This is a genomic window from Rhodanobacter sp. A1T4 (assembly GCF_014207185.1).
GTDB lineage: Bacteria > Pseudomonadota > Gammaproteobacteria > Xanthomonadales > Rhodanobacteraceae > Rhodanobacter.
The window spans coordinates 17,067-34,764 of the sequence record NZ_JACHCP010000012.1 but is presented as its reverse complement, the minus strand read 5'-3'; the positions used below and the strand labels follow the sequence as shown (position 1 = coordinate 34,764).

The following is a 17,698-nucleotide window of genomic DNA, read 5'->3' as shown; positions in this document are numbered from 1 at the left end:
AACTAAAGTGGCTCCGCGTCTGGAGCGTTCGCCGCCGCGATGGCGACTTTAATCTAGTGGCGTTAAGAGTCGTTCGGGGGAACACGCAATGAATCGTTCGTTGAAGTTGTCGATGCTGGTGGCGCTGGCGCTGGGTAGTAGCCAGGTGCTGGCGCTGGACATGGGTCAGATCCAGGTCAAATCGGCGTTGTGGCAGCCACTGCTGGCTGAAATCCCGATCAATGCTGCCACTCCGGCGGATTTGAAGGGGCTGACTGCGCAACTGGCCTCGAATGAGGACTTTGCCCGGGCTGGCATCGTGGGTGGGCGACCTACCGTGCCGCTGAGTTTCAGCGTCGTCACCAACGGCGGCCGATCGGTCATCCGCATTACCAGCACGGTGGCGGTGAACGACCCCTATCTCGATCTGTTGATCGAAGTGGATGGCCACGCGGGCAAAAGCGTTCGCGAGTTTGCCATTCTGCTTGATCCACCCAATTCACAGCCCGGCAGTACGGTGGCTGCAGCATCCCAGCCATCAACGCATTTGGCGTCAAGCCATCCGGCGCGCAGCACTGCCGCGACATCTTCGACAACTGAAACTGCAGCCCCCCGACCGAGGCGCCCTGCAGCCGAACCGAAAACACAGTCGGCCTCAGCCACCGCCGACAAGGGCAAGTATGGCCCGGTCGAGAGCGGGCAAACGTTGTCGGCGATTGCGCGCAGCACGGCGCCGGGCTCCGGCGTGAGCATGAACCAGATGCTGATCGCGCTGAAACAGGCCAATCCGGATGCGTTCTATCGCGACAATATCAATGCGCTAAAGCGCGGCGCCATTTTGCGTATTCCCACCACTTCCGAGGCACAGACGCTAGCTGCTGCCGCCGCCATTGCCGAAGTGCAGCGGCAGAACAGCGACTGGCGTGCCGGCAGGGTCGGCAAATCCACTGCCGTGGCAGATGCGGCAACGCGTTCGTCCAGTGCACCGACCTCGACGGCAAACAGTACAGCCGATCGTCTGGCACTCGTATCCGCCAGTGATCAGCAGGGTTCGGCCGACCAGGGTGGCAAGGCGGGTGGCAAGGGCGATAAATCGACGTCCGGCTTGCGTCAGGATCTGCAACGCACGCAAGAAAGCCTGGCCAGCGCCCAGCAGCAGAGCACGGATCTGAAAACGCGCCTGCAGGATTTGAACGATATCAACAGCAAGAACGAGCATCTGTTGTCCCTCAAGGACAGCGAGATAGCCGATCTGCAGAACAAGCTTGCCGCCGCGCGCAAGGCGGCGGGTTTGCCGGCACAGTCAGCGCCCGTTATCGCGGCTGCCGCGAGTGCTCCGGCCGTAGCGGCAACTCCGGCGACGAAGCCGGTAGCCACGACGACGGTGGCTGCTGCCGGCACGGCTGCGGCACCGGTCTCGGCGGCGTCCACTCCTGCTGCTGCCCCGGTCGCATCAAGCTCCGTGAAATCGACCGCGACGCCAGTGGTTGCAGCCAGCGCTCCCGTGGCAGTCAAGCCCGTACCGGTGATCAAGCCGAGCCCTGCGCCCGTAGTAAACGACGAGCCTTGGTATACCCAGACTTGGGCGTGGGCTGCAGGCGCTGGTGCGATTGTGCTGTTGATCCTGCTGGCCTTGCTGGGTCGCCGGCGCAAGGCATCCTCCCCGATCGGGCAATCATCGTCCTCGCTCGCTGACCGTTTCGGCTCGGAGTCGATCGGACACGACCCGAGTGACATCGATCAGAACGAGCTGCTGGACCAGTTGGCCGAACATCCTGACGATATCGGCCTGCATCTGGAGCTGGTCACGCTGTATTACTCGCGTCGCGATGTCGATCATTTCGAAGCGGCTGCCGAAGCGATGCATGCGCATATCACCGATACCGATCAGGATGAATGGCAGGACGTTCTGCACATGGGCGAGGATCTCGCGCCGGGCCATCCGTTGTTCGATCACCACGTCGAGTTGCCGCCGCACGAAATGAATGAAGCGCGTCGTGCGTTCGATCTCGATCACTATGCGTCTGATGCAGCACTGCCTGAAGTTGAGGCGCCTGCGGCCAAAGTCCCGCCGGCGATGCCACCATTGCCATCTTCCAAGACGGTCAGTGAGTACCATTTCAATTTCGATTTGACTACGCCGGATCGCGTGAACCCGCCTGGTGGCGAGCCGGAAACCGGCAAGCCGGTTGTTCCGCCCAGTGCGTCGGATTCGCATGCCGAGCTTTCTTCAGTGGCTCCGGTCAAACCAGGCTCAAGCTGGCAGTTCGAGGAGCCGGTTGCGGCTCACAGGGACAGCGCGCACGCCGGCAGCAGTCATGATGGCCTGGATGATTTCAACGATGATCCGGTCGATACCAAACTCGATCTGGCGCGTGCCTATGTCGACATGGGCGATGCCGACGGTGCTCGCGCCATGCTCGATGAAGTGATCAAGGAAGGTACGCAGATTCAGCAGGATGTCGCCAAGCGCTTGCTGGAAACGCTGGGCTGATCTTTCGCGATAGGCAAGGCACTCACTGTCGGGCCGGCCTTTGCCGGCCCGACTTTATTGGTGGCCGCCGACCAGGGATGGTCCAGTGTCGCGAGCGCAGGATGCGCAGGAGCGACCTGCTAATCTTGTCCGTCATTATATCGAGCTTGTACCGAACGTCATGCGCATCGCCCTTGGCATCGAATACGACGGCACCGACTTCTGCGGCTGGCAGCGGCTGAAAACCGATGCCAGTGTCCAGGCAAGTGTGGAGCGGGCGCTATCAAAGGTCGCCGCCCATCCGGTCGAGATCAGCTGCGCGGGGCGCACGGATGCCGGCGTGCACGGTCGCTGCCAGGTCGTGCACTTCGATACCGAGGCGCGGCGTGATATGCGTGGCTGGATGCTAGGCGTGTCTTCCAATTTGCCTGGCAGCGTGGCGGTGCTTTGGGCGCAACCGGTGGCGGAAGAGTTCCACGCACGCTATGCCGCGCGCAGCCGGCGTTACCGTTATCACATCCTCAATCGACCGGTGCGCGCGGCGCTGGATGCACGCTATGTGACCTGGGAGCGTCTGCCACTCGATGCCGAATTGATGCACAAGGCCGCGCAGGGATTGTGCGGCGAGCACGACTTCAGCGCGTTTCGCGCACTGTCGTGCCAGGCCGCGCATCCGCGCCGCACGGTGCTGGAGGTGAGCGTGCGACGTGAAGGCGAACAGTTGTTTGTCGATATCGAGGCGAATGCATTTCTGCATCACATGGTGCGGAATATTGTGGGTTCATTGCTGCTCATTGGCCGTGGCGAAAAGCCGGTGGCATGGATGGCCGAGCTGCTGGCTGGCTGCGATCGTCACCTGGCCGGCCCAACGGCACCGGCATCCGGTCTTACCTTTCTGGGGCCGCGTTATCCCGTCCACTGGGGTTTGCCGGCCGAAGTCTGTTTGCCCGAACCACGCTTGATCGAGGTTGCCTCATGACGCGCATCAAATGCTGCGGCATGACCCGCGTAGAAGATGCGCTACTTGCCGCGGCTCTCGGGGCAGACGCGATCGGCCTGGTGTTTACCTCGCGCAGCAAACGCTGCGTGTCGTCGATCGCCCAGGCGAAAGCGATACGTCAGGCGTTGCCGCCGTTCGTCGATGCCGTGGCCTTGTTCATGGATGACGAGGCGGCCTATGTGGAAGACGTCATTGCCGCGGTGCAGCCCGAGCTGTTGCAGTTCCACGGTGACGAGCACGATGCCTGGTGTGGGCAATTCGGGCGCCGTTACCTGAAGGCTATTGCGATGGGTGCGGGTGCGGCAGCGCTGCCGCGTCTGCGTGACTATCCCGGCGCTGCCGGCTTGTTGCTGGATGGCCATGGGCTTGGCGAGGCTGGGGGCAGCGGCAAGCTCTTCGATTGGATGCTGATGCCGAAGGATCTGGCACAGCCGCTGATTCTCGCGGGCGGTCTCACTCCGGACAATGTGGCGGAGGCTGTGCGTATCGCGCGGCCGTGGGCGGTGGATGTCGCCAGCGGTGTCGAATCGGCACCGGGCATCAAGGACGCCATCAAGCTCCGGGCCTTTATTCAGGCCATACGCCAAGGGACTTCTACGGCAAGCTAGGCCGGTCGCTGGCCAGGGCCTGGCGTAACCAGCCAGCCAGAGCGTCGAGGCGCTTGTCATTGCCCCGCCGTGGCACGGCGAGAATCCACGATGCTGTGGTCTGCTGAAAACCCCAGGGCGCGAGCAGACGACCGGCGACGAGATCGTCGGCGACCAGTTGCCGTGGTGCGATGGCGACGCCGAGCCCAGCTACTGCGGCTTCCAGCAGATAGTAAAGATGGGCGAAGCCCTGGCCGTAATGCAGCGAATCGAACGCGATGCCTTCGGCTTGAGCCCAGTCCGGCCAAGCCTGGGGGCGTGAGGTGGTGTGTAACAGCAGTTCCTGTTGCAGCACGCTTGAAGGCTGCGTCTGTAGAGGTACCATGCCGGCATAGCGGGGGCTGACCACCGGACCGATCCACTCTGGCGCCAGTTCGTACACCTGCCAGGCAACAGGGAACGGGGGGCTGGCCAGCATCAGTGCGGCGCCCAAACTGTTCAAAGCGGGCGAGAAGGGTTCTTCCTGGGCGGCCAGATGCAGTTTCAACTCAGGCAGGTCGCGACCGAGCTGATCGAGGCGGGGTATCACCCAACGGGCCAGCAGGCTGCCAGGGCAGGCCAGCACAAAGGGTGCCTGTTCGCTTCCACGGCGCAGGCTGGCCCAGCCTTCCCGCAAGCGCTCGAAGGCATCGGTGGCGTTGTCGCGCAGTTGCTCACCGGCCGAGGTCAGGCCGAGTCCACGACCCTGGCGGACGAACAAGGGCTGGCCAACAGCGTCCTCCAGGGCGTGAAGCTGTCGGCTGACCGCGCCGTGCGTGACATGCAGCTCCTGCGCAGCGCGGCTCACGCTTTCCAGCCTGGCGGTGGCCTCGAAGGCCCGCAAGGCATTCAGTGGTGGCAGGTCGCGGATGGTCTTCATGTGAGTTTTCCTGACATGTAGTAGCGATCTTATCGCTTTTCCGGATGCTTCGTTCGCGATAACTTAGGGCTCGCCCGCCTCATTGATGGCATCAGCTCGATAACAGCTTTTCGCACAGGAAACCCGCATGACGATTCCCCAGGACTACCACCGCTGGCCTGATGAGCACGGGCGCTTTGGCAATTACGGCGGCAGCTATGTCGCCGAGACCCTGATGGCACCGCTGGCTGAGTTGACTGAGGCCTACCTGCGCCTGCGCGAAGATCCGGACTTCATCGCCGAGTTGGACCGCGACCTCAAGTACTACGTGGGCCGTCCCAGTCCTATCTACCACGCCGAACGGTTGTCGAAACACGTCGGTGGCGCGCAGATCCTGCTCAAGCGCGAAGATCTCAATCACACCGGCGCGCACAAGATCAACAACACCATCGGCCAAGCCCTGGTCGCCAAGCGCATGGGCAAGCCGCGCATCATCGCCGAGACCGGCGCCGGCCAGCACGGCGTGGCCAGCGCCACCGTGGCGGCGCGCTTCGGCTTGAAGTGCGTGGTGTACATGGGCGCAGTGGATATCGAGCGACAGAAGATCAACGTCTACCGCATGAAACTGCTCGGTGCTGAGGTGGTGCCGGTGACGTCCGGCTCGAAGACCTTGAAGGACGCGCTGAATGAAGCGATGCGCGACTGGGTCACCAATGTGGCCGACACCTTCTACATCATCGGCACCGTGGCTGGTCCGCATCCGTATCCGATGATGGTGCGCGACTTCAACGCGATCGTGGGCCGTGAGGCGCGCGAGCAGATGCTAGAGCAGTACGGCCGTCTGCCTGATGTGCTGACCGCTTGCGTCGGTGGCGGTTCTAACGCAATTGGCCTGTTCCACGCCTTCCTCAACGACGCCGATGTGCGCATCGTGGGGGCGGAGGCGGCAGGCGAGGGTATCGAGACGGGACACCACGCCGCCTCGCTGGCCGCGGGCCGCCCGGGCGTGTTACACGGTAACCGTACTTATGTACTGTGCGACGACAACGGCCAGATCACCGAGACGCATTCGGTCTCTGCCGGGCTCGACTATCCCGGGGTCGGTCCCGAGCACGCCTTTCTCAAGGATGCCGGCCGCGCCGAGTACGTCGGCGTGACCGATGACGAGGCGCTGGAGGCGTTCCATCTGCTGGCGCGCACCGAGGGCATCCTCGCCGCATTGGAGTCCAGCCACGCCGTGGCGCAGGCGGTGAAGCTGGCCCGCGAGATGCCGAAGGATCGGCTGGTGCTGTGCAACTTGTCCGGTCGCGGTGACAAGGATGTGCATACGATCGCTGCCCGCGAAGGAGTGCAGGTATGAGCCGGATCGATCGTCGTTTCGCTGCGCTGAAAGCCGCTGGCCGTACTGGCCTGATTCCCTTCGTCACCGCCGGTGATCCTGCTCCCCAGCACACGGTAGCGTTGATGCACGCCCTGGTCGATGTCGGTGCCGATCTGATCGAGTTGGGCGTGCCGTTTTCCGATCCAATGGCCGATGGCCCGGTGATCCAACACGCCAGCGAGCGAGCCATTGCCAAGGGTGTGGGACTGGCGGACGTGCTGGCCTGGGTCGCCGCCTTCCGCCAGCGCGATGCCGATACGCCGGTGGTGCTGATGGGATATCTCAATCCGGTGGAGATTCACGGCTATTCGCGCTTCGCGCAGGAGGCCGTTGCCGCCGGTGTGGACGGCGTTCTGCTGGTCGATTGCCCGCTCGAAGAGTCCGCCGTGTTGGCACCGCTCAAGGCGGCGGGCTTGCAGCAGATCCTGTTGGCGGCGCCGACCACCGCACCCGAGCGTATGGCGCGGTTATGCGGGATGGCCGAGGGTTTCCTGTACTATGTGTCGTTTGCTGGCATCACTGGTGCGGGTCACTTGAGTACCGGGGATATTGCCGCCCGCGTGGCGGATATCCGGGCTCGTGCCGAGGCGCCGGTGGCGGTAGGCTTCGGGGTGCGCGATGCGCAAAGCGCCAAGGCCATCGCCGCGTTTGCCGATGCGGTAGTGATAGGCAGCGCGCTGGTCGAGCGGTTGGCGGGGGCCACGGAAGCGGATGACATCGCCCACCGTGTGCATGGTTTCCTGCAACCGATTCGCGCCGCGCTCGATACACACTGAAACGGTTTCCTGGCCGTTTCGGGTCAGGAACGTTTGAGGTGTTGCGATGAACTGGCTGCAAAAAATCATGAACCCGCGAACCCGCAAGTCGCAGCCGAATGCCGGCAAGGGTTCGGTGCCTGAAGGCGTGTGGGAAAAATGTGGCGGTTGCGGCAGCGTGCTGTATCGGCCCGAGCTCGAGCTGAACCTGATGGTCTGCCCCAAGTGCGGTCACCATGGTTATATCGAGGCCCGCACGCGCTTGCAGGCTCTATTCGATGAAGGTTCTGGCGAAGAACTCTGGGCGAGCATGGAGCCCACCGACCCGCTGAAATTTCGCGATACCAAAAAGTATCGTGATCGCATCGTCGCCATGCAGAAAAAAACTGGCGAAAAAGATTCGCTGCTCGTCATGCGTGGCATGTTGAAGGCCCGGCCAACGGTCGCCTGCGCTTTCGAATACGCGTTTATCGGCGGCTCGATGGGTTCGGTCGGTGGCGAAAAATTTGCGCGTGCAGGCGAGCTTGCACTGAAAGAGCGCGCGCCTTTGGTGTGTTTTGCCGCCAGCGGCGGCATGCGCATGCAGGAAGGACTGTTCTCGCTGATGCAGATGGCCAAGGCTGCCGCTGTGCTAGCGCGTTTGCGCGATGCCGGCGTGCCGTTTATCTCGGTACTGACTGATCCGACCACCGGCGGCGTATCCGCCAGCTTCGGCATGTTGGGCGACATCAATATCGGTGAGCCGAAGGCGTTGATCGGCTTCGCCGGTCCACGTGTGATCGAGCAGACGGTGCGTGAAACGCTGCCGGAAGGTTTTCAGCGTTCGGAGTTCCTGGTCGACCATGGCGCCATCGACATGATCGTCGACCGTCGCGAGATGCGCGACAAGCTGGCCGGTCTGCTTGGCATTCTTTCCAGCATGCCTCGCGCGGCTTGATCGTCGATAGCCGCGAGTTTTCCACAGCGATTGTGGAAGGCTTGCGGTAAAGCCTGTGGACAAGCCGACTTTGTGGTTTATCCATCAAGCACTTGCTACGCGATGCGCAAGTTTTGTCCAGGTTCGCGCAGCGTGCTTTGAAGAAGTTTTCCACAGCGATTGTGGAGCACGATGCTTAAAGCCTGTGGACAACCATGCTATCTGTCTGACTTCAAAGAGACTTATGACGGCGTGCGGAAGTATTGATCAGAGCGGCGTTGACCGGCACAACGAACACTCAAGCCACCACCATGGTTAACCACGGCATCAGATACAACGAAGCGGTGCCAAGACCGCAACCGATGCCGATGGCCGCCAGCACGTCGCTGGGGTAATGCAGACCGAGGATAACTCGCGAAGCGGCGATCAGCACGGTGAAACTGACCAGCAGCGGTGCCAGCGATGGAAACCAGCTGATCGCCACGATACTGAAACTCACCGCTTGCAGCGTGTGGCCGGATGGGAAGCTGAATTCGTCCAGCGGTGGGACATGCGCGATCACCCCAGGACACACCCGGTATGGACGCGGTCGACGCGTCCAGCGTTTCAGCAATCGATACAGCAGCAATGCGGTGAGCCCGGTAAGCGCCATGTGCAGCGCAGCGAGACGTCCTCGCTCGCCGCCGATGACAGCCAGCATGGCCATCAGCGCATACCAGAACAGGCCATCGCCCAGTCGGCTGATAGCGCCGAAAAAAAGACCTACTGCCCGCCTTGCACCCCAACGATTGGCGGCGATACACACTCGACCATCCAGCGCAAAGCGCGGACCCATGTTGAGTTCAGGGCTGAGTTCAGGCGTGCGAAACGACGGCAGCAGATTCATGAGTTCTCTCCTCGGCCAGATCACGCAACAGGTTTTCGAAGTCCCGGATCACGGCATCCGGCGAGAGGCCGGACATGCCCGCATGTGCAGCGCGTCCCATATGCCGGATCAGGGCGGGATTGCTGCCCAGCTTGGTCGCTGCATCGATGAAAGCCTGGGCGTTGCCCGACTCGATGCGATATCCGTTGACGCCATCGATCAGATGTTCACGTGCGGCACCTTCGGCATAGGCGACCACGGGTAGGCCGGCAGCCAGTGCTTCCAGAATCACATTGCCAAAGGTTTCGCTAAGGCTTGAAAACGGAAACAGATCCGCGCTGGCGTAGTGTCGGGCCAGCGCATCACCGCGCTGCACGCCGGCGAAGATGAAATCCGGATTGGCCGATTGCAGCGCCGCGCGCTCTGGGCCGTCACCTACCCAGACATACCGCGCCTGCGGCACCTGCTGCTGGATAGCGCGAAAGGCCTGCACCATCAGGGCGAGATTTTTCTCTGCGGCGATACGACCGACGTAAAGAACTGCCGGCGTGGACGCATCGACACCCCAGCTGGCGCGCAATGCTTCGTCGCGGTAGCACGGATGGAACAGCTGCGTATCGACAGCACGTCGCAGCAAGCGCGCATTATCGACGCCCATCGCATGCAGTTCGTCAGCCAGTGCTTCGGTCGGCACCAGTGTGGCGCCAGCGCGACGATGAAAACGTCGCAGATAGCCGCGTACCAGCGGGGTCAGCAAGCCTACGCCGTAGTGGTCGGCGTAGCTGTCGAAACGCGTATGGAATCCACTGCTCAGGGGAATGCCCATCTGCCTCGCTGTGCGCATCGCCGACCAGCCGAGCGGACCTTCGGTGGCGACATAGATGGCATCGGGTCGCTGCTCCGACCAATGCTGGCGCAAGGTGCGACCAGCAGGCAGGCCGAAACGCAGGCCAGGGTATCGGGGTAGGGCACCGCCACGCACACTCAGTACGTCGATGCCGGCTTCGTCGGTATGCGGCTGCTGTTGGCGCGGGCGGACCAAGTCGACGCTATGACCGCGGGCGGCGAGACCGGCGGCGAGGCTGTGCACGGTCAGCGCGACGCCATTGATTTCCGGTGGATAGGTTTCGCTGACGATGCCGATGCGCATGAGCGTACCCCTACTGTGTTGACCCAGCATCGTTGGATCGCGTTGCGACAGCGTGGCGGGTTGATGACGCTGTGGTGACTGTAGTGCAGGGCAACAGCGATGTTTTTCGGTACGAGTCACGCTTACACTGGAAACCCTAGCTGCCGTGGAGTGCATCGATGAAACGTGTATTGCTTGCTCTAGCTTTCTCTCTCGCCGGATTTGTCGGCGTCACAATTGCCGCCGATGCTCCTGGCTTGCCAGTCACCAAGGCACCCAGCGGCGCCGAGGTCTACATCATCTCGCCGAAGGACGGCGCCACAGTCGGTGAGAACGTCACCGTGCTGTTTGGTCTCAAGGGCATGGGCGTGGCTCCGGCTGGCGTCGACAAGGAGAAAACCGGTCACCACCACTTGCTGGTCGACGTGAAAGATCTGCCGCCTGCCGGTCAGCCGATTCCCAAAGACGAAACGCATTTGCACTTCGGCGGTGGCCAGACCGAAACCACGCTGAAGCTGACACCCGGCACCCACACTTTGCAACTTGAAATGGCCGATCAGAACCACATTCCATTCGATCCTGCGCTGGTGTCGAAGAAGATCACCATCCATGTCAAATGATGTTGACGCATTCGCCGCGCTTTATCAGCGACCCAGGTAGATCGATACGCCCAGATTGGTCTGCCACTCGGGCGCGTTGCCCGATACCCGATGGTCGAAGCCCGCGTCGATCTGCACGCGCGGGCTGACCAGCCATGCCAAGCCGGCGCCGGCTACCGTGCCGGTGCCTTGATCAGGCGTGTGCAGGAAAGCGGTTTCCGCATAAAGCGTAAAATTCTTGCTGACGCTGTAATTGTCGCTGAGCGCTACCGTGGTGCTGTCCTGGCCACCAGCGCGCACGTCTTGAAGATAAGCGCCGAGCGAGTTTCGCTCGTCAGCCTGCAGATTGAACTGCGCACCAAGCAGATACTGGTTCTGGTCGTTGCGGAAGTTCTTCGAACCGTTGGTGAATTCGACACTGGCAAGAAGACCCCAGCTGAAAATCTTGTTCGATGTGGGTGGCGCAAACTTCACAGCGAAGTTGGTGTCGCCGTGGCCATGACCATGACTGCTGTCGTTGATCCCGAGCCCGGTCTGATCCCGTGAAAGGGATGAATGCAGATAGTCGTAGGCCGAACCACCCAGCTGAAGCTCGAACGGGCCACCCACGCCAAGCCGGATCAGGCTGTCGGTGGAGTACATCGAGCTGCTGACGCCATCCTGATGATCACGACTCCAGTCCGGAAATCCCTGCTCAATGGTGACGTCGCCCGCACCCAGCACTACCGGTGTAAAGCCATAGCCAGGGCGGTCGTAGCCAGGATTGTCGGCCAGTGCCGGTGCAGCCATGCCCAACCATCCCGGCATCAGCAGCGACGCGAATAACGCACAGCTCCGATAACGCGCGCCATGTGTTCTGCTTACTCTTCGCCGGTTAGTGCCCCGGTATCGGCTAAAATCCACGCTTTAAGTCCCCAATATTTGAATACGATGACCGTACGCACCCGCTTCGCTCCCAGCCCCACCGGATTTCTGCATATCGGCGGTGCGCGCACCGCACTCTATTGCTGGCTGGAATCACGTCGTCGCGGCGGCGAGTTCGTGCTGCGTATCGAGGATACCGACCGCGAGCGTTCAACCGATGCCGCGGTAAAAGCGATCCTCGATGCGATGCAGTGGCTGGGTCTGAATCACGATGAAGGTCCGTTTTACCAGACCCAGCGGCTTGAGAGATACCGACAGGTTGCTGACGAACTCGTGAAAGCCGGCAAGGCCTACTACGCCTACGAGAGCAAGGATGAGATCGAGGCGATGCGCGAGGCAGCGATGGCCAAGGGTCAGAAGCCTCGCTACAACGGCTACTACCGTGATCGTCAGGAGCCGCTGCGTGACGATCCAAATCGCGTGATCCGTTTCAAGAATCCGATCGAAGGCTCGGTGGTGTTCGATGACAAGGTCAAAGGTCGTATCGAGTGGGCGAATGCGGAGTTGGACGATCTGGTGATCTTCCGCTCCGATGGTTGGCCGACCTACAACTTTGCCGTGGTGGTCGACGATATCGACATGGGCATCACCGAGGTTATCCGCGGCGACGATCACGTCAACAACACGCCGCGGCAGATCAATATCTATCACGCGCTCGGCGCCGCCGTGCCTGAATTTGCGCATCTGCCGATGATTCTCGACAAAGAGGGGAAGAAGCTGTCTAAGCGCACCAGCGCGGTCAGCGTGATGGAGTACCGCGACGACGGCTTTCTGCCGCACGCGTTGCTCAATTACCTGGTGCGCCTGGGCTGGTCGCACGGCGATCAGGAAATTTTTTCCACCGACGAAATGATCGCGCTTTTCGACATCGCCGACGTCAACAAGGCGGCCTCGCGCTTCGATACCGAGAAGCTGGCCTGGCTCAATCAGCATTATCTGAAGACGGACGATCCGCAGACGCTGGCATCGGAATTTGAATGGCATCTGGCACGGGCGGGTATCGATACCTCGGGCGGACCAGCACCGGCCGACGTGATCGTGGCCCTGCGCGATCGCGTGCATACCTTCAAGGAAATGGTCGAGAAGGCGAAAATCTGGTACGGCCCCATCGTCGAGTGGGACGACAAGGCGGTTGCCAAGCATCTGAAAAACGATACGGCCGTGGCAGTGCTTGAGCAGGCCAAGGCGTTGCTCACCGATTGCGTGTGGAAGCCGGAGCCGATCCATCAGGTGATCGAACAGATTGCAGTCACGCTCGAACTCGGTATGGGCAAGATCGCGCAGCCTCTGCGCGTGGCGCTGACTGGCACGCAGGTGTCGCCGTCGATCGATCACACGCTTTATCTGACCGGTCGTGCCGAGGCGCTGAAGCGCATCGATGTGGCGGTCAGCAAGGCGCAGGGTTAAATGATGCCTGCCATGTCGATGATTCGCTGATATCGGCATGGACGAGCTGCTCGCCAAGGCCTCTCAAGGCGTCGATCCGGATTCGCCAGACGCGTTTTTACATATCTATCTCAACCTGTTGAATCTGATGCCATGGGCAGCCATGTTCTGGTGGAGCGTGGCATTTGTCGTGGTTGGCGCAGCGGTGGGTTGGTTCCGTGGCCGCGTGGTGGAAGGCATCGTCTGGTCCGCCACGCTGGGGCCGATCGGCTGGATTGTGATATTGATGAAGCCGGTGCGGCGACCACGTGCCGGGCCACCACCGCTGAAATGAAATAAGCATCGCGGAGGCATCACAGCCGGCGCTGTATGATCAAAAAACGAGGCAAGCCAGATGAGCCATAACGCTACCGACAATCTGCACGCACATCATCCGCATCCACACGATGCAAAGAACTTCGTGCGCGCGGTGGAGCATGCCAGTGAGGAACGCGGGTTGCGTCTGACGCCCTTGCGCAAGGAAGTGCTGGAACTGGTGGCGGCGGCCAACAAGCCAATCAAGGCCTACGATCTGCTCGACCAGCTGCGTGAGCAGCACGGCAACGCGGCTCCCCCAACGGTATACCGCGCACTGGATTTCTTGCTCGAAAATGGCTTCATCCACAAGCTTGAATCGATCAATGCGTTCGTTTCCTGCCATCACCCGGCCGAAGCGCATCAGGTGCCGTTTTTGATCTGCGATAGTTGTTCGAGCGCGCAGGAGGTCTGCGACGAGCGCGTGGCCGATCTGATCGAGGCGCAGGCCAAAGCGCTTGGCTTCAAACCACAGGCGCAGACGCTGGAAGTCCACGGGACTTGCAAGGCTTGCCGCAAAGCCTGAAGCAACAATTCGGGCGCCATCCGTTAGCTATGGCTTTCAGTAATGTTATAAAGTAACATTACTGGACTGTGCACAAGCCGCCCTGCCGGGCGACGCCCAGGACAAGCCTATGAAGTCCGATCAGGCAAGCAAATCCCGTTGGTGGCACGTGGCCGACCGTGTCGGCGCGACAGCTTCTTTTCTCTGCGCCATTCACTGCGCTGCACTGCCTTTTGTTCTGGCACTGCTTCCCTTCATCGGGCTGCAGTTTCTGGCCGATCATCGATTCGAGCGTGGCTTCGTGTTTTTTGCCTGCACGCTCGCATTGTTCGCGCTGATTACCGGTTACCGGCGTCATCAGCGCCCGCTGCCGCTGATGCTCGCGATACCAGGGTTGCTGCTGTTGGTTCTTGGCGTGACCTATGGCGAAGGTATCTCGATCATCGTGCACAGCGTGCTGGTGACCATTGGCGGCCTGCTGGTGGCCAGTTCGCACTTCGTCAATCTTCGCAGCGATCGTCGCCGTGGGCACGACGGCCACGTGCACGGGCCGCAATGCGTGCATTGATCTGAATGTAGGGGCTATGCGGTGATTCTTGTTCTTAGTGATTCTTGCTCTTAGTGATTGTGTAACGGCGGCCGTCATTTCTAGCATGTGCGCATGAGCATCGCCCAAGACCACTCCCACGATCACGCGCATGACGCGTCCTCCGGCCATGCGCACCATGACCATGGGATCGACAATATCGGCGATCCCGGCAGCCGTCGCCGCGGCAAGCTGCTGTTTGCCTTTGCGCTGACCACGGTGATGATGATCGCCGAGGTTTTTGGCGGCATATGGTCGGGGTCATTGGCGTTGCTTGCCGATGCGGGCCATATGATGGTCGATTCGCTGGCCTTGCTGCTGGCCTTCGTCGGTGCGTGGATGGCCACCAAGCCGGCCGACGCCCGGCGCAGCTATGGCTACGGACGAATGGAAGTACTGATTGGCTTCGTCAATGCATTGAGCCAGTTCGTGCTGGTTGGCTGGATCATTTACGAGGCGGTTACCCGGCTGATGCATCCCGGCGAGATTCTATCCGGCGTGATGTTTGTGGTGGCGATTCTTGGTTTGTTCGTGAACATGGTGGTGCTGCGCATGTTGCATGGGCATGCGCACGATGACGTCAATCTGGCCGGTGCGAGTCTGCATGTGCTCGGTGATCTGCTGGGCTCCGTGGCGGCCGTATTGGCGGCACTGGCCATTCGCTGGATGGGGTGGCTATGGGCCGACCCGGTTTTGTCGCTTCTGGTGTCGCTGCTGATCCTCAATAGCGCATGGCGGCTGTTGCGCCTGTCGGCGCATATCCTGCTCGAAGGTGTACCTGATGGCATGGACTGCGCGGAAGTGGAAAAGTCCTTGCGCAGTGCGCACCCGTCGATCCGCAATATCCACCATCTGCACGTCTGGCAACTGGCCTCCGGCTCACGCATGGCCACGCTGCATGCCGAGTTGTACGAGCCGGCCGCCAGTGCGTCGGCGCTGCTGGCAATCAACCAGCTGCTGCTGGAGCGTTTCAATATCCAGCATGTGACCGTGCAGATTGATCCGGATGGCGAGTGTTTTGATCAGACGCCTGGCTGCGTGGGGCACGGACATCCCTGATTTTGGTGCTTTGCGCTGGCGCTGCTATGATGCAAGGTCAATCATTCAATCATTCGTAAGGAGTTCCCATGGGTAAGGGCGATCGCAAGACCCGTCGCGGCAAGACCTACCGCGGCAGCTACGGCAATACCCGTGCGCACACCGCGGCCCCGGCTGTCGTCGGTGCCAAGCCGACGGTGACCAAGCCGGTTGCTGCCAAGAAAGCCGCGCCGAAGAAAAAGTCGGCCTGAGTTTTTCGGCTAGCTTTGACGAAAGCCCCCGCCTTTGCGGGGGTTTTTGTTGGTGGGTACGACCCGGAGAGTGTGGTGCGATAGATCCTGGTTGGAGCACTGCTACGCTTTCAAAGCATGCTCGATAGCGATCGGAGTGACGCTCAGCCAGTTCGTACGCCGCCCAGCTCCAGCTTGCAGGGTTGCGGCTGCACGATGACATCGTCGCCGACATGGATCTGCTGCCCGTCCAATATCGGCAGCGCGAGCTTGTAGCCAGCTCTACGACGGCCCAGTCGGATCGTAACGATCGCGACCATCCCATTGCCTGCATCGCTGCTGCTGGTTGTGCCCAGGCAGTGGTCGTCGGCGCCGGCTGGAATGGTTGCGCGGGACACGATGCTGGCTATGCGACCATCCCTCCATTGATTGGGTTTTTTGCTGAATAGCGGAGTACAGCCGGCGCAAGCCAACGCGGCAAAAAATGTCGAAAGGCAAATAATGCGAAATCTTGGATGCATGCGATGACTCACTTGGCGATAGCTCGTCAGTTGGGGGTTGTCGTGTTGCCGGCTTGCTCGGCATTGGGCGGCGCGCCATCGGGGGTGCTGGCAACAGCTGCTGCCTGCCAGCCGCCGCCAAGTGCCTGAAACAATGCGGCCATATCACTGAGGCGAGCCGCCTGTGCCTGGATTTGTGTGATATGTGTTTGCTGATAAGCCTGCTCGGCGTTCAGCACGATCAAGGTGCTGACGTAGCCAAACGCTTGCTGTTTGTGGGTCAGGTCCAGCGTCTTTGCCGCTGCCGTTTCGGCATAAGTTGCTGCCGTCAGCGCGCGTGAGTCGGCGTCCAGCGCGTAGAGTGAATCGGCGACGTTCTGAAAAGCCGATAGCACGACCGAGCGATACTGGGCCTGTGATTGCTGCCAGGCCGCGTCGGCGGCGCGCTGACGATGCTTGAGCGTGCCGAAGTCGAGTAGCGTCTGCGAAAGGCTGCCGGTAAGTCCCCAGAAGGTATTGTTGTCGGCAAACATCCGACTGAAGCTAGTTGCGCTGCCGCCGTACTGGACTGAAAGCGATAGCTGCGGCAATCGGTTGGCGATGGCGACCCCGATCTGCGCATTGGCAGATTGCACCTCAGCCTCGGCGGCACGCACGTCGGGCCGTTGATCGACAAGCTGCGAGGGCAAGATGCTGGGCAATGACGCCGGTAGTCGCAACGCCGACAGATCGAAATCATCCTTGCCGCCTTGTGCTGGCGGGTCGCCGGCTAGCACAGCCAGCAGGTCGCGCGTCTGCTCGAGTTGTTTCTCCAGTGGCGGCAGTAGCTGTTGTGCCTGTGCCAGTGCCGTTTCCTGCGTGGCGACATCGAGGCCGGATGCTTCACCGAGCGTCGCCTGCTGTTGCAGCAGTGTCAGTGATTTTTCGTTGGCGCTCAGCGCTTCCTTTGCAGCCTGGATCTGCGCGCGCTCCGACGCCTCCTCGATCGCTGCCAACACGACGTTTGAGGCCAGGGTGATATAGGTGGCTTGCATTTGAAAGCGCTGTACGTCTGCCTGCGCCTGCAAGGATTCGACGGTACGGCGATTCAGGCCGAACACATCCGGCGAGTAGGCTACGTTCAACTGTGCCGTATGCAGCGTATAAATCGCCTGACCCGAGTTGAGCGTCGGCGCGATCGTGCCGACCGCGTTTTTTTGCCGGCTGGGCGAGTAGCTCAATTGCGCGGTGGGGAAGTAAGCGCCCCGTTGTGCAGCGACGTTTTCCTGTGCTTGCCGCAGCGTTGCCTGCGCGCTCTCGATATCCGGATTGTGGGCAAGCGCCCGTTCTACCAGTGCATCGAGCTTGGGCGAAGCGAAGAGGTTCCACCATGCTTGCCCGATGGTTGCACCGGGCTGCGGATGTTCTGTTTCGTTGCTCGACGCGTTGTTGCCGACAGGGTTCGCCAGCGACGAACGGGTAAAACGGGTCTCGGTGGACAGGCTTGGCCGATGGTAATCAGGGCCCACGACGCAGCCAGCGCAGAGTGTCGTGAGCAAGGTCATGAGAGCGGGCTTTATGAGAACAGGCTTCATGAAAGCCGGCTTCATGAAA

The 17,698-nt window shown here is 61.1% G+C and carries 19 protein-coding genes; 13 read left to right on the top strand and 6 right to left on the bottom strand.

Annotation, left to right across the window (positions count from 1 at the left end):
• Nucleotides 1-88 precede the first annotated feature (88 nt).
• From HDE80_RS20255 to HDE80_RS20245, 3 genes are all read left to right on the top strand, one after another.
• Nucleotides 89-2,473 (top strand): FimV/HubP family polar landmark protein, encoded by a 2,385-nt coding sequence (locus HDE80_RS20255; RefSeq protein WP_184673882.1) that lies wholly within the window; start codon nucleotides 89-91, stop codon nucleotides 2,471-2,473.
• 160 nt (nucleotides 2,474-2,633) lie between these two features.
• Nucleotides 2,634-3,431, top strand: a complete 798-nt coding sequence (gene truA / locus HDE80_RS20250; protein ID WP_184673879.1) for a tRNA pseudouridine(38-40) synthase TruA — start codon at nucleotides 2,634-2,636, stop codon at nucleotides 3,429-3,431.
• Nucleotides 3,428-4,060: a phosphoribosylanthranilate isomerase gene (locus HDE80_RS20245; protein ID WP_184673877.1), complete on the top strand. Its 633-nt coding sequence runs from the start codon at nucleotides 3,428-3,430 to the stop codon at nucleotides 4,058-4,060. The genes truA and HDE80_RS20245 overlap by 4 nt, the downstream gene beginning before the upstream one ends.
• Here HDE80_RS20245 and HDE80_RS20240 read toward each other — a convergent pair.
• Nucleotides 4,047-4,958 carry a LysR family transcriptional regulator gene (locus tag HDE80_RS20240; protein WP_184673875.1) on the bottom strand — a complete coding sequence of 304 codons (912 nt, stop codon included), beginning with the start codon at nucleotides 4,956-4,958 and terminating at the stop codon, nucleotides 4,047-4,049. The two genes, HDE80_RS20245 and HDE80_RS20240, sit on opposite strands and share 14 nt — an antisense overlap.
• Before the next feature lie 127 nt (nucleotides 4,959-5,085).
• Between HDE80_RS20240 and trpB the strand changes: the two genes are divergently transcribed.
• The 3 genes from trpB to accD are packed head-to-tail and all read left to right on the top strand — an operon-like array spanning nucleotide 5,086 to nucleotide 8,010.
• Entirely contained in the window at nucleotides 5,086-6,297 is a 1,212-nt protein-coding gene (gene trpB / locus HDE80_RS20235) for a tryptophan synthase subunit beta (protein WP_184603234.1), read from the top strand.
• Complete coding sequence (gene trpA, locus HDE80_RS20230) at nucleotides 6,294-7,094, top strand: tryptophan synthase subunit alpha (protein WP_184673873.1); 801 nt, start codon at nucleotides 6,294-6,296, stop codon at nucleotides 7,092-7,094. The genes trpB and trpA overlap by 4 nt, the downstream gene beginning before the upstream one ends.
• Nucleotides 7,095-7,140: 46 nt before the next feature.
• The gene (gene accD / locus HDE80_RS20225) at nucleotides 7,141-8,010 is read left to right on the top strand and encodes an acetyl-CoA carboxylase, carboxyltransferase subunit beta (protein ID WP_184673872.1); all 870 of its coding nucleotides are present in this window, start codon (nucleotides 7,141-7,143) and stop codon (nucleotides 8,008-8,010) included.
• A 277-nt stretch (nucleotides 8,011-8,287) separates the two neighbouring features.
• Here the strand turns inward: accD and HDE80_RS20220 are convergent, their stop codons facing one another.
• Complete coding sequence (locus HDE80_RS20220) at nucleotides 8,288-8,875, bottom strand: phosphatase PAP2 family protein (RefSeq protein WP_184673870.1); 588 nt, start codon at nucleotides 8,873-8,875, stop codon at nucleotides 8,288-8,290.
• Nucleotides 8,844-10,004, bottom strand: coding sequence for a glycosyltransferase family 1 protein (locus HDE80_RS20215; RefSeq protein ID WP_184673868.1), 1,161 nt, complete (start codon nucleotides 10,002-10,004; stop codon nucleotides 8,844-8,846). Before HDE80_RS20215 ends, HDE80_RS20220 begins: the two co-directional genes overlap by 32 nt.
• Nucleotides 10,005-10,162: 158 nt before the next feature.
• On the opposite strand from HDE80_RS20215, the gene HDE80_RS20210 reads away from it, so the two are divergent.
• Nucleotides 10,163-10,603: a DUF4399 domain-containing protein gene (locus HDE80_RS20210; protein WP_184603225.1), complete on the top strand. Its 441-nt coding sequence runs from the start codon at nucleotides 10,163-10,165 to the stop codon at nucleotides 10,601-10,603.
• A gap of 24 nt (nucleotides 10,604-10,627) precedes the next feature.
• Here the strand turns inward: HDE80_RS20210 and HDE80_RS20205 are convergent, their stop codons facing one another.
• Complete coding sequence (locus HDE80_RS20205; protein ID WP_255484020.1) at nucleotides 10,628-11,371, bottom strand: transporter; 744 nt, start codon at nucleotides 11,369-11,371, stop codon at nucleotides 10,628-10,630.
• 141 nt (nucleotides 11,372-11,512) lie between these two features.
• Here HDE80_RS20205 and gltX point away from each other — a divergent pair, with 141 nt between their 5' ends.
• The 6 genes from gltX to HDE80_RS20175 all read left to right on the top strand — a co-directional run bounded on the left by gltX (nucleotide 11,513) and on the right by HDE80_RS20175 (nucleotide 15,626).
• Complete coding sequence (gltX, locus tag HDE80_RS20200) at nucleotides 11,513-12,913, top strand: glutamate--tRNA ligase (RefSeq protein WP_184673864.1); 1,401 nt, start codon at nucleotides 11,513-11,515, stop codon at nucleotides 12,911-12,913.
• Between the two features lie 37 nt (nucleotides 12,914-12,950).
• Complete coding sequence (locus HDE80_RS20195) at nucleotides 12,951-13,226, top strand: hypothetical protein (RefSeq protein ID WP_184673862.1); 276 nt, start codon at nucleotides 12,951-12,953, stop codon at nucleotides 13,224-13,226.
• Between the two features lie 60 nt (nucleotides 13,227-13,286).
• Nucleotides 13,287-13,772 carry a transcriptional repressor gene (locus tag HDE80_RS20190; protein WP_184603217.1) on the top strand — a complete coding sequence of 162 codons (486 nt, stop codon included), beginning with the start codon at nucleotides 13,287-13,289 and terminating at the stop codon, nucleotides 13,770-13,772.
• 109 nt (nucleotides 13,773-13,881) lie between these two features.
• Complete coding sequence (locus tag HDE80_RS20185; protein WP_184603215.1) at nucleotides 13,882-14,319, top strand: MerC domain-containing protein; 438 nt, start codon at nucleotides 13,882-13,884, stop codon at nucleotides 14,317-14,319.
• A 93-nt stretch (nucleotides 14,320-14,412) separates the two neighbouring features.
• The gene (locus HDE80_RS20180) at nucleotides 14,413-15,396 is read left to right on the top strand and encodes a cation diffusion facilitator family transporter (protein WP_184673860.1); all 984 of its coding nucleotides are present in this window, start codon (nucleotides 14,413-14,415) and stop codon (nucleotides 15,394-15,396) included.
• Nucleotides 15,397-15,464: 68 nt separating this feature from the next.
• Nucleotides 15,465-15,626, top strand: a complete 162-nt coding sequence (locus HDE80_RS20175; protein ID WP_184603212.1) for a 30S ribosomal protein THX — start codon at nucleotides 15,465-15,467, stop codon at nucleotides 15,624-15,626.
• 143 nt (nucleotides 15,627-15,769) lie between these two features.
• Here the strand turns inward: HDE80_RS20175 and HDE80_RS20170 are convergent, their stop codons facing one another.
• Together HDE80_RS20170 and HDE80_RS20165 are read right to left on the bottom strand one after the other, a co-directional pair.
• Entirely contained in the window at nucleotides 15,770-16,003 is a 234-nt protein-coding gene (locus HDE80_RS20170) for a hypothetical protein (RefSeq protein WP_184673858.1), read from the bottom strand.
• A gap of 149 nt (nucleotides 16,004-16,152) precedes the next feature.
• Complete coding sequence (locus tag HDE80_RS20165) at nucleotides 16,153-17,679, bottom strand: efflux transporter outer membrane subunit (protein WP_255484017.1); 1,527 nt, start codon at nucleotides 17,677-17,679, stop codon at nucleotides 16,153-16,155.
• Between the last annotated feature and the right edge of the window lie 19 nt (nucleotides 17,680-17,698).